Raw genomic sequence first — 11690 nt, 5'->3', positions numbered from 1 at the left:
CCAAACACACTTCTTTGGGAGAAAAGCATCAAAAGGGATAGAAAAGCATCAAAAGGGATAGAAAAGCATAGAAAAGCATCAAAAGGGATAGAAAAGCATCAAAAGGGATAAGTAACTCGGAAAATATGTGTAACTTTGCGCCATCAATCGAAGGATTGGAAATATTAACTTTCAAAACGAACTCAGAATGAAGAAAACGAAAAAGAACATTTTATCGGCTGAAATATGTCTTCTACTCCTCCTGTTATCCTGCCTCTCACTGAAGGCTCAAAATCCGGGGGAAACCGTTTCTGCGGCAACCATTAGGAAACTGAGCGAGGCGCATTTCTTCTCTGTTTCTCCTATACCTGACAAAATATTCCAGTTGATGCAGGGAAAGACATACAAGAAGAATTGTAGCGTGGCAAGAAGTGAACTGCGATATTTGAGATGCCTCCATGTGGATAAGGACGGCAGAAACATCGTGGGAGAGATGGTGGTAAACAGAACGATAGCAGCCGACGTGCTTGACATCCTCCGCAAACTCTATGATGCCAAATATCCGATAGAACGGATGCGGCTCATCGACTATTGGGATGCTGATGACGAACGGGCGATGCGGGATAACAACTCCTCCAGTTTCAATTTCCGATTCATCTCACATACCCACACCGTTTCAAAGCACGGCAGGGGACTTGCTATTGATATCAACACGCTCTACAATCCTTACCACAAACGACTCAAAAACGGCAAGGAAGTGGTAGAACCTGCTACAGCCCGTCCCTATCTCGACCGCAGCAAGAAACATGTGTACATGATTCGGAAAGGCGACCTCTGCTACCGCCTCTTCAAGCAAAAAGGATTCAGATGGGGTGGCGACTGGAAATACAGCAAGGATTACCAGCACTTTGAGAAATAAAGAAATGGGGAAAGAGGAAGCGGAAGAAAGAAGCCTCAACAAATGAAAAAGCAGAAGGGGGAAAATAGGAAAAAGAAAAAGACTATGTATCAGTTGGTGCAAGTCTCAACTTCAACATAGTCTTTCTTTCAAATCTATTATCCTATCATTGATAATCCAATACTTTCTTACAAGTAAGCAGGGACCTGCTTAGGTGTACCATATTGAATTATATTCTCTGCGCTCATCGTCCTCATTATAGACGTTCTCAAACTCAAGGTTGTTGGCCTCGAATGCTTCTAATGTTCGTTTCATAATCGGCCCTCCCATTTCTTTAAGTTAATAATCTGTTCTACGTTTGCAAATTTACGAAAAAAACAAGCAAGTTATGTCAAGGATTCCGAATACTTTTGTAACTTTGCAGAAAAAAACAAAAATCAGCTACATGATACGACTCAACTCACTACATATCAGCCGACTGAAGTGGCGCCACTGGGTATTGCTGGTATTGCTCAGCCTCATCACCCTTACGAAGTTGATTCCTTTATGGGGATTCATCTACACCACCCGTATCTATCCGATAATCGGCTCTCTTCTCTCTCCCATCTCCGGACTTTTCCCCTTTGCCGTTGGCGATATTTTCATCGCTCTCAGCATAGTCTGGGTCATTTTCTATCCCATCTACGAAATAAAATGGAGGAAACAACTGGCCAAGCGGTTCTTTTTTCTTGCAGCAAAGAGAGGCTGCTATCCCAAGAAGAAGGTAGTTTTCGGAAGAGTAGCCGAATATCTGCTGTGGGTATATGCCTGGTTTTATATAGCCTGGGGACTGAACTACTCGCAGCCGAATATCTACTGCAGAACGGGCATGAAGCCTGTGGAAGTATCTGAAGCCAAATTTCGGGAGTTCGCCTACAGATATGCTGACAGCATCAACTATTTAAGTGAAGAACGAAGAGTGAAGAGTGAAGAAACAGCGTTCGACGACCAAAGGGAAAGTCAATTCAATGGTATGGTGGATGAAGGATTGAAGAATCGGGTGCGGGATGCAGTTCTGAAAGGTTACAACGAAATCGGAGCCAAGGAAGGAATCAATACTCCCTTCAACCAGCATCCTCATGCCAAGACTATGCTCTTCACTCCACTGAGTTCGATGTCGGGCGTAACGGGCAGCATGGGGCCATTCTTCTGCGAGTTCACCCTCAATGGCGACATCCGTCCGCACGACTATCCTGCCATCTATGCCCACGAGTTTGCCCACTTACTCGGTATTGGCAACGAGGGTGAGGCAAACTTCTACAGTTACATCGTATGCACAGCCTCATCCGACAAAGCAGTGAAGTTCAGCGGTTATTACCACATCTTCTTCCACGTCCTGCGCAATGTCTTCGATATTTTAGGCGAGAAAGAAGGAGAGAAATTCCTGAAATACATCAGCCCGGGGATTATCCAGTTGGCAAGAAGCGACCGCCAGTATTGGATCAGCAAGCGATGCAAGGCACTCGATGCAGCCCAGGATTTCATCTTCGATCTTTACCTGCGGGGCAATCATGTGGCGGAAGGAAGAAAGAGTTACTCGGGAGTCGTAGGACTGATACTGGCATGGGAAAGCCGCCATGCGAAATAGGCTGACACTCTCTCGAGTACCAGCTTATTTACTTGAACTACTTTTGTATTAACAACCTTTCTTTACTGTTTTTGAGCACGAGGAATACGCTTACCCGGCTGTCTCTTGGCACCCTTGGCATGCTGAGCAAAGCGCCTCATCATATTTTTCTCAATCTCATAGACCCTCTGTATCTGCTGTTGGGTCAGGAACTGAGAATACTTCTTGTAATACTTCTGACGGATGTCGAGAATCTTCTCGCTCATCTCAAAACGACGCTTTATATTCTGTTCACTCTGTGCCTCAGAACCTTTCTGATTGCGGCGAATACGAGGACCCAGCGCCCAGATTTCCTTCTGACACGCAGTATAGGTTTCGATAAAACGAGCTGTGGTCTTCTCATCGAAAGCCAAGTCGTGCGCAATATGCTGCGCTTGCTTTTCAGCCAACTGTTCGCGCGAAATGCGCTGTTTCTGATTAGGAGTCTGTGCAAAAGCACCGGCTGTAATAGTCATAATAGCGACCATCATCATCAAAATACTTACAATTCTTTTCATACTTAATCTTTTTAAATTATATTGAATCTGTTTTTTTTAGAAAACAGGAAACATCTATCCATTGAATGAAAGAGAATCCTGATATTATTTGAGAGACATATTTAATTATTCAGAAAAACATCCTCCTGGTAAACATCTAAAAGATATGCCTGATCGGCAGCTGACAGCTGGGCAAAAGCCTGATCCACCGCCTGGAGTTCTTGTTCTGTCTGAGATGGATGAGAAGGATGAGGCGCAGAGAAGTCGATATGGAGTACCAGGAGTACAGCCACAGATGCTGCCACTGCCAATACAGCCGTCCACATCACCCTCATCAGAGGCCGCTTCTTCCGTTCTATCTTGTTCGGTTTAGGAGTATCATTCTTCACCGCCTCCAGAATGTTAGCTTCCATTTCCTTGAAGAAACCTTCGGGAGTAGAGTAAGGCATTCGCTTACCCACCTTATCGAAATCAAATTTCTCTGTTTTATTGAAATTAAACTTTGCATCCATTTTCTTTTCCATTTTAAATATCCAATTAATAACTGCCAGAACTCTCACTTAATCGTTCGAATTCATGTATTTAATAATTTTCTCTTTGGCAACATGATAACTTGCCTTGATACTTGTTGGCGTGGAATCCGCAATCTTGGCAATCTCATCAAACCCGAGTTCTTCGTAATATCGAAGGTTGAATGCCAACTGCTGCTTGGGCGGAAGCAAAAGAATAGCCTTCTGCAGTTTCACCGCCACCTTATCATCAAAGTCGATATAATTATCGCCTTGAATCAGGTTGACACCTGTGGCTTCCGATTCTATGGAAACAACTTCCTGTCTCCGTTTGCTGATAATCCTAAGAGCCTCATTCGTGGCTATGCGATAAATCCAGCTTCTCAGAGAGCAATCGCCCCGATAGTTGCCGAACGAGCGATAGATTCTCACGAAGGTTTCCTGCGAGGCATCCTGTGCATCATCGTGCGAAACCACCAGTCGGCGAATATGCCAATATACGCTTTCCTGATATTTCGCCATCAGCATCCGAAATCCGTTCTGTGGATTTTCCTTCAGCGCTTCCACAATGCCATTGTCATTTATACTCATATTCGTTTATTTTCATGAACGTTACGATTATATGACCATTCTACATGGGAAAAGTAAAAAGGCGGGATACTTTTTTTTCGATACCCGCTTAATTTTTGCATCATTTTCTTCTTTTAATAGAATATAGAAGAGAAAAAAGGAGCTATTCCTCCGGTTTCTCAGAGAAAAAGTATATATTTGCAATCGAATTGCGGATATCCAAAAGATATATCGATATGAAGAAAGAAAAGATTTTTTCAGACACTGATTTTTCAAAGAAGAAGACATTGGAAAGCTTGTCGGATGATGAGATTCTGCAGGGCTTCAAGGATGCCAATGCCAGAATAGTAAGGGAGTATTACTACGGATACTGCCGGGTGGCTTATTGCATCTACGACAAGCGTTACGACCTGCAATCAAAACCGGGCATGGACTTTTATTCATTAGCTCACGAATACTATCTCTATCTCTGCGAGCATGACTTCAAGCCTTTGGAGGACAGGAAGCCAAGCATGTCGCTCAAAACCTGGATGGTGAATGGTTTCCGATTCCTCTTGCTGGATAAATTGAAGGAAGTGAAGAAGGAACATCGATTTGAGAGTTTCGAGACCAGACAGGAGAGCCGGAAGATGAAGTTTGATATAAGCGACAACCAGTTTGAGCATGAACTTTATCAAACGATAGAAGAGATCGGCAATCTTTATTATGGCAGGGACAGCAAGAACAGCATCATCCTGAAGATGCTCTATATCGAGGGATTCAAGGGCAAGGACGTAGCCATGCAGTTGGGCATGACCGCCTCCGCCGTCACCCAGCGATGCCAGAAGATGATGCATGATGTGGTGATTCCTTATTTCAAGAGATACTTCGATGCATCGGAATACGGAAGCTATCTGTCGTTCGGCGACGAAGACGCATCCGTTTCAAGTGCTCCTAAGATGTCGATGCCGAGCATGATGACTTCGAGAATGTGCTGCGAGGAATCGGCTGATATTAGCAATAACATATTTAATAATAAGAAGAATATGGAAGATATGAAGAAGGGAAGAATCACTCCTCGCTGGATTGATTCTTTGAAAGAGAACGAGATATTTGTTTTTGGCAGCAATCTGGCTGGCATGCATGGCGGTGGTGCTGCCCGCATAGCCCGATTACATTTCGGTGCCGTCATGGGCAAGGGTGTAGGCTTGCAGGGCCAGAGTTATGCCATCCCTACGATGCAGGGCGGCGTGGAAACCATCCGTCCATACGTGGAGGAATTCATCGCCTATGCCAAGCATCATCAAGAGCTACATTTCCTGGTAACCCCAATAGGTTGCGGCATCGCCGGCTTCGAAGCCGAAGACATCGCCCCATTGTTTGAGAGTGCAAAAAGGATGAAGAACATCAGCCTTCCGGAGAGTTTCTGGGAGGTGATAGAATAGCCGTACTATTAACAATAAAAAAGTTTTCAGACAAACTTCAAATTAAATAATAAGCATGAAAGAAACAAATAGCATAAATGATTTAAGAAATCTGTTACAGCAAAAATGGCTATTAGATGGCAACTGTATCGAAAAGAAGTTTCAACATTTGGCAAGTATTCTTCTTCACGATGTAGCTATTCTGAAAGGCAATAAGAAGTACAGACTAACAGACATCGAATTTTACTTCTATTGCCCTACCCATCAAGATATTATAACCTATCCACGCAATAGCAAAGCAGGAGAATGGTTCTTTCACTCAAGCGGTGTAGACCTTTCTTTTGAAAGCAATGTGCCCATGAGAGAAAAGGCTTCAACTGGTAAACTGATGCCGTGTTTGACAAGTGATTCCGCTTTTGGTGGCATACTTATCCGTGGCATAAAGCATATAGACTGTTTTTCAGACCATCAAGAAGAGAAGTACAAACTAAACGGACCTATGAAAGTTTGCGAAGAACTCTTCGACAAGTTTGATGCATTTGGCAATCCCGACGACTTTCCAAGAATAATTTTGGAAAAACACAATGACACATCTCATATCAAAAGCAGCCATCGGGTAAACTTAAAGTCTGCCTCAAAAACGACAAAAGATAAAGTTGCCTCAATTTTAGCCAACAATTATTGCGACAACGATTCTGGTAGCACACAAGATGAATTAGTTATAGAATTTAATAAGTACTTAACAGCAAACTATAGATTTACAATATGATTACAGATGACAGAACATATGTTGTTTTTCTTTCCACATGGTTGAAGAAAAGCTATCCCAAATTCTTCGACAAGTTCACAGCTTGCTTGAACGAGAATGATATTAAGTGGAGATTTATCGGAAACACTGCCGACATTTGGTGCCGCGACTATATGCCTATCCAGATAGAAACAGATGAATTCGTGCAATATCGCTATTACCCTGACTATCTTACCAAAAGAGAGTCAGATAAAAAATACATTACAAATCCTGACAAAGCGTGTAAGTCGATGTATCTTTTTCCAAGCAAGAAGACGGACTTAGTTATAGATGGCGGCAATGTAGTAAAGGGAGCCGATTTCGTCATCATGACAGAAAAAGTATACCACGAGAATCCGAACTACAATCCATCAGAGATACATACGGAACTCGAGAACCTATTCCAATGCAAGGTCATTATGATTCCTTGGGATAAGTGCGAGAAATACGGACATGCGGATGGAATTGTCAGACCCATTGATTCTGAAAATGTTCTCCTGACAAATTACGTGGATTACGACAAAGACTTTGCTACAGAAGTAGAAAGAAGACTGAGCAAACATGTTCATGTAGAGATGTTGCATTATGATGTAAAAAAGCCAGACAAGCGTAATTGGGCTTATATCAATTTTTTGCAAGTTGGAAATACTATCATCTTACCTGCAATCAACATCGAAGAAGATGACCAAGCCCTCAAGCAGATACAAGGCTATTATCCATCCTGTGACATCCACCAATTTAATTGCGAAGAAATAATCAAGCAAGGAGGTGCTTTGAATTGCATAACTTGGAATGTGGAAGAATCGGATGAAATAAGAGGATTTACTGAAGAGGACAGAAAAAGATTTGACGAGCTAATGAATCGTTTTGAAAACGAAGAAGAGGCTATAAAAAATGGTACTTTTAGTGGTTTTACGGAAAGTGAAATGTATTTCATGGGTGATATAAACATTGGCAAATTTGGTGATAAATACCCAGGACTCGGATGGTATTACATGACGGATTAAATGACTACAGCTTATGCTAGGAGCAATTATAGGAGATATTGCTGGCTCAAAATATGAGTTCAACAATACGTTTGATTATGATTTCGAGATGTTCGGTGGGGGATGCGACTTCACCGATGACACCATTTGCACGGTGGCGATTGCCGATGCGATACTGAACGGGCGAAACTATCAGGAAAGCCTGCTGGATTGGTGCCGCCGCTATCCTTCTCCAAAAGGAGCGTATGGCGGAAGATTCGCAGCATGGATTTGCTCTCTTAATCCGCAGCCATATAATAGCTTTGGCAATGGTTCGGCGATGCGAGTATCGCCGGTGGCATGGCTATTCGATGATCTATCGCAGGTGTTGGAAGAAGCAGAGAAAACGGCTCTTCCTACTCATAATCATCCCGAAGGAATCAAGGGAGCCAAAGCTGTAGCTCATGCCATCTGGTATTTCCGCAAGAGCAAATTCTCAGAGGAATCTAAGGATTCTGAGAATGAGGAAACGAAGGGATTGAAAAATGAGAATGCGAAGGATGAAAATGAAACAATACAGGGGTTCATGTCCATCGCCCGCAGCTATTACGAGGATTTCGACACACGAGTTTATCCAAAGGGCAAGTTCGATGAGACCTGTATGGATGCCGTGCCCTTATCCTTCTATCTCCTCTCGCAAGCCTCATCTTTCGAGGATGCCATTCGCCTCGCTATATCTCATGGCGGCGATAGCGATACCATCGGAGCCATCGTTGGCAGCATCGCCGAAGCCCGCTTCGGTATTCCGCAAGAAATGAAAGAGAAGGCTTTGAGCTATCTGCCGGATGACATGAAAGATATATGGAAACAATTTGCAGAAAAATCCCAAATAAAGCAAGAATAATTTGGTGTTAACGAAGAAAAGTCTTAACTTTGCCCCATACATATAAAAAAAATAAGATTATGCAAGAATATCAATTGGATTTCGTAACCTATTGCGTTGGCAACTTAGCCGACCGATTGAACATGAGTGCCAGTAAGGTATATAAGATGTTACGGTCAACAGATATCTTAAATGGCTATATGATACCCTGTTATGATGTGCTCCATACTTTCAGCAAGGAGTACATCATAGACGATTTGATTAACTTGTTAAAGAAACGAGGAGCATTGAAATGAAAGTTTATCACGCATCAAAATTCATCATAGAATTACCAGATGTTTACCATTCTCGTGATTTGTTGGATTTCGGCAAAGGATTCTATCTAACCTCTCTTGTCGAACAGGCGAAAAAGTATGCCCAACGATTCCTCTTTCAAGGTGATAAAGCGTATCTTAACCAATACATCTTAGATGAAAACTTAGACAGAGAATATAAGATAAAGAACTTTATTGATTACAATGAAGAGTGGTTAGATTTTGTTGCTTTATGCCGACTTGGAAAACAATCAAGTAAGTATGATATGGTTACTGGTGGCATTGCCGATGATAAAGTATTTAATACTGTAGATCTTTATTTTTCGGGTAATATCAGCAAAGAAGAAGCGCTTGGACGCTTAAAATTCATCCATCCCAATCATCAGATCTGTATTTTAAATCAAGAAATATTAAACAAGCATCTGCACTTTGTCAAGTCAGACGAAATCATATAAGGAGATCTTTTATGGAAGCAAACAAGACAATACTTCAAATGAAATATGCTCGCATTGTACCCATCTTTGCAGCGCACACAGGCATTACATTGGAAGATGCTCTAGATTTCTTTTATGCTTCTTCTATTTATAAGATGATGAACGAAGGCATTGCTGATATGCATTGCAGAAGCGATGGATATTTAGCTGAATTAGTCAAAGAAGAATGGAAAAATAAAAAAGTCTAGCAAAATTAGATGATTATGCAGAACAATTCAGTACTGGAAAGATCTTATATAAACGATTTTCACCGTCAGAACAGTATGGGTGCTGTGAAGGAGGTAGAATCCATGTTATTGCATCCTTACTCGCGGGAGCAGAAGTTGGCACAGATCAACTCTCTGCACCAGAAGGCAGTTTCAAAAGAGAGCAGCAACTTGCGAAGATCCAGGAAAAGAGAATTAGCCATAATTGAAAAATTCGAGAAAAGAGGATTGATATAAAACAAAAAAAAGCAGCACGTGAAATCATGCTGCTTTTTTAAATTCTTATATAATTTAGTTTACTCGCTTGCAGGTAATTCTCTGCTTATACTGAGGTCCTTCATCTAAGGTAACCTCCAATACAACAGTATCATTTTTGAAAGAAACAACAGTATAAATTATATCTATATCACCTCTGTCGTCATACAGAATGATTTTATTGCCAGAAACCTCATATTTGCAAGAATAGATAAATCGCCATTCACCACCAATATTCCTATACCAGTTGTAGGTTCCATCAACCATGAAAAGGATTCCATCAGCATCCCCTTCAGGAACATCCTGATCAACCTTAATAAGATTCTCATCATCTGTATCATCATAATCCCAGCCAGAAATGTGAGTCGTCTGCCACATTCCTATACAATTAGTCTTGATATCATCTTGTGATGGAGCATCGTCATCATCAGATGAACAAGCGGTGAAAGACACCATTGAAAACAAGGCAAAAAGAATCGCCATTAAAGAAAAATGTAACTTTTTCATAAGTTGTGCCCGTTATGCCGATAGCTAAGCTTTTAATGTTATTAAATTAGTGAATCCGATAGATTATAATTGCGAAGCCATCGTTCTCTACATCACCTACGGATACAAAACACGTGGACGAAACTTGTCCACATTGCAGCCGTAGGAAAAGCTGAGGAAAACGACAAGTAACGCCCACGCTATAGCGGACGCTTACTATCTGTCGGTATTCCTGCTTTTTATTGAAGTTTCCTACGTTCCAATGTGCATGACCGAATAGCAAACGCTAATTTAACCATCAAAAAAACAGAAGTCAAACTCTTGCGAGAAATCATTCTGATTGCAAAAGTACAAAAACTTTCTGAATAATCAGCATTTACCATTCATTTTTTCGTCAACTTCTTCTTTTTTTCTTTATTCCTCCTCAAAGTAACTGCCCGCTTCCATCTTGCAATCCATCGCACAGCACTTGACATAGCGCTCTCTCGCCCTATTCTCTCTTGCAAACATCTTCTTGGTGCCAGCCTCATCTTCCGAGAACTGGAGATGATTGTCAATACCCATATCAAGAGCAATATTCTCCACATCAAGGTCATCAGTACCGATGAAGGTAAAAGTCCAGTTCTGCTTCTTCAACTTCTCAATGAGATTCTTGATCATCTTCAGACTATACTCCTCACTGCAGTTCTCCTCACCATCCGTGATAATAGTTACCAACACACTGTCATCCTCGGTGGTCAAGGCATTGATCTTGGCGATACCCATTCCGATGGCATCGTAAAGAGGAGTGGCACCACAAGGATTATAATCCTTTGCCTTCAAAGGATTGGCATTAGAGGCACGCACGTTATCATAGAACACATTGGTATGCGTGCTGTCAAAAGTGATGAGCGTAACTCGCTGCTCCAGATTCTTATGCGTCTCCTGCATTTTCTGAATCGTAGTCAGCGTCTCATTGATTCCTACCAAAGCATGACGCTTGATAATGCTCATACTGCCACTCTCATCCACGACCAAAAGATTGAATACTCGTTTCATAACTTTTTCTCCTATTATTTTAAAATGTTCAACAATTCTTTATTTATTCTAACCTTTATCCAGGAAAAGCAATCCCGGGATTACTTTCCTGCTCCTTATATCCATTAAAAGAAAAAGGAAGAGGAAAAATTAAGCATGCTATTTTATTTTTTCCAGAAATCTTTTGCCTAAGAGAAATAAAACATGTAATTTTGCACTGCAATAAGTAATCGGACACCGGCAGAAAAGGCTCTGCTAACTTGTCCATGCAGCAATCACAAAAATATAGAAATGAAAGAATTATTACTGGTCAGTATCGGCAGCTTCTTCGGAGGCGGCATGAGATTTTGGATTTCCAAGATGGTGCAATCATATACATTCATCGCATTCCCCTTCGGAACGATGACGGTAAATGTATTGGGATGCCTCATCATCGGTTTTTTATCAGGATTGAACTGGAATGGAGGAGGTCTTTTATCCCCATCCATCAAAATGCTCCTCACTACAGGCTTTTGCGGAGGCTTTACCACCTTCTCTACCTTCATGAACGAAGGTTACGGACTGATGAAGGATGGAAGTTATACCTATATGATGCTCTATCTCTTCGGAAGTCTGGCTTTGGGACTTTTAGCAGTCCTCGCAGGACATTATTTGGCGAAATGCTTCGCATAAAAAGAGGGAAATCCACACATGAGGAAAGAGTGCATCTGCATCATAGAAAAGAAAAAAATATATCATTTTTATTATTTTATCCATAAAATGGGGTAAGTTACGAAAAAAAA

The 11690-nt window shown here is 41.6% G+C and carries 15 protein-coding genes; 10 read left to right on the top strand and 5 right to left on the bottom strand.

Annotated features, from left to right (window positions below; genetic code table 11):
• Window positions 1-187 precede the first annotated feature (187 nt).
• Both DW917_RS06475 and DW917_RS06470 read left to right on the top strand, forming a co-directional pair.
• Window positions 188-898, top strand: a complete 711-nt coding sequence (locus tag DW917_RS06475; RefSeq protein ID WP_118117209.1) for a M15 family metallopeptidase — start codon at window positions 188-190, stop codon at window positions 896-898.
• Window positions 899-1265: 367 nt separating this feature from the next.
• Window positions 1266-2504 (top strand): DUF3810 domain-containing protein, encoded by a 1239-nt coding sequence (locus DW917_RS06470; protein ID WP_233524651.1) that lies wholly within the window; start codon window positions 1266-1268, stop codon window positions 2502-2504.
• 62 nt (window positions 2505-2566) lie between these two features.
• On the opposite strand, the gene DW917_RS06465 is transcribed toward DW917_RS06470, so the two are convergent.
• The 3 genes from DW917_RS06465 to DW917_RS06455 form a co-directional block, all read right to left on the bottom strand.
• A complete protein-coding gene (locus DW917_RS06465) occupies window positions 2567-3040 on the bottom strand; it encodes a hypothetical protein (protein ID WP_199545497.1) in 474 nt (157 codons plus the stop codon).
• A gap of 101 nt (window positions 3041-3141) precedes the next feature.
• Window positions 3142-3531 carry a hypothetical protein gene (locus DW917_RS06460; RefSeq protein ID WP_147344127.1) on the bottom strand — a complete coding sequence of 130 codons (390 nt, stop codon included), beginning with the start codon at window positions 3529-3531 and terminating at the stop codon, window positions 3142-3144.
• Window positions 3532-3579: 48 nt separating this feature from the next.
• Window positions 3580-4119, bottom strand: a complete 540-nt coding sequence (locus tag DW917_RS06455) for an RNA polymerase sigma factor (RefSeq protein ID WP_118117207.1) — start codon at window positions 4117-4119, stop codon at window positions 3580-3582.
• 1004 nt (window positions 4120-5123) lie between these two features.
• On the opposite strand from DW917_RS06455, the gene DW917_RS17520 reads away from it, so the two are divergent.
• Genes DW917_RS17520 through DW917_RS06420 form a run of 7 tightly spaced genes read left to right on the top strand, consistent with a single transcriptional unit; the run spans window position 5124 to window position 9132 of the window.
• Entirely contained in the window at window positions 5124-5522 is a 399-nt protein-coding gene (locus DW917_RS17520) for a hypothetical protein (protein WP_194253553.1), read from the top strand.
• Between the two features lie 55 nt (window positions 5523-5577).
• A complete protein-coding gene (locus tag DW917_RS06445) occupies window positions 5578-6270 on the top strand; it encodes a hypothetical protein (RefSeq protein WP_118117205.1) in 693 nt (230 codons plus the stop codon).
• Window positions 6267-7295, top strand: a complete 1029-nt coding sequence (locus tag DW917_RS06440) for an agmatine deiminase family protein (RefSeq protein WP_118117204.1) — start codon at window positions 6267-6269, stop codon at window positions 7293-7295. Before DW917_RS06445 ends, DW917_RS06440 begins: the two co-directional genes overlap by 4 nt.
• A 13-nt stretch (window positions 7296-7308) precedes the next feature.
• The gene (locus DW917_RS06435) at window positions 7309-8157 is read left to right on the top strand and encodes an ADP-ribosylglycohydrolase family protein (protein WP_118117203.1); all 849 of its coding nucleotides are present in this window, start codon (window positions 7309-7311) and stop codon (window positions 8155-8157) included.
• A gap of 59 nt (window positions 8158-8216) precedes the next feature.
• Window positions 8217-8432: a DUF3791 domain-containing protein gene (locus DW917_RS06430; protein ID WP_118117202.1), complete on the top strand. Its 216-nt coding sequence runs from the start codon at window positions 8217-8219 to the stop codon at window positions 8430-8432.
• A complete protein-coding gene (locus DW917_RS06425) occupies window positions 8429-8905 on the top strand; it encodes a DUF3990 domain-containing protein (protein ID WP_118117201.1) in 477 nt (158 codons plus the stop codon). Before DW917_RS06430 ends, DW917_RS06425 begins: the two co-directional genes overlap by 4 nt.
• A gap of 11 nt (window positions 8906-8916) precedes the next feature.
• Entirely contained in the window at window positions 8917-9132 is a 216-nt protein-coding gene (locus tag DW917_RS06420) for a hypothetical protein (protein ID WP_022110805.1), read from the top strand.
• A gap of 309 nt (window positions 9133-9441) precedes the next feature.
• Here DW917_RS06420 and DW917_RS06410 read toward each other — a convergent pair whose 3' ends face one another.
• Complete coding sequence (locus DW917_RS06410) at window positions 9442-9912, bottom strand: hypothetical protein (RefSeq protein ID WP_147344126.1); 471 nt, start codon at window positions 9910-9912, stop codon at window positions 9442-9444.
• Between the two features lie 393 nt (window positions 9913-10305).
• On the bottom strand, window positions 10306-10929 hold the full coding sequence (locus DW917_RS06405; RefSeq protein WP_118117199.1) for a VWA domain-containing protein: 624 nt from the start codon (window positions 10927-10929) through the stop codon (window positions 10306-10308).
• 270 nt (window positions 10930-11199) lie between these two features.
• On the opposite strand from DW917_RS06405, the gene crcB reads away from it, so the two are divergent.
• On the top strand, window positions 11200-11580 hold the full coding sequence (crcB, locus tag DW917_RS06400) for a fluoride efflux transporter CrcB (protein WP_118117198.1): 381 nt from the start codon (window positions 11200-11202) through the stop codon (window positions 11578-11580).
• Window positions 11581-11690: the final 110 nt, after the last annotated feature.

The sequence above is a fragment of the Prevotella sp. AM42-24 genome (genome assembly GCF_003461825.1).
In the GTDB taxonomy this organism is placed as follows: Bacteria; Bacteroidota; Bacteroidia; order Bacteroidales; family Bacteroidaceae; genus Prevotella; species Prevotella hominis.
The sequence above is the reverse complement of the archived record's forward strand: the minus strand, read 5'-3'. Positions and strand labels throughout refer to the sequence as shown.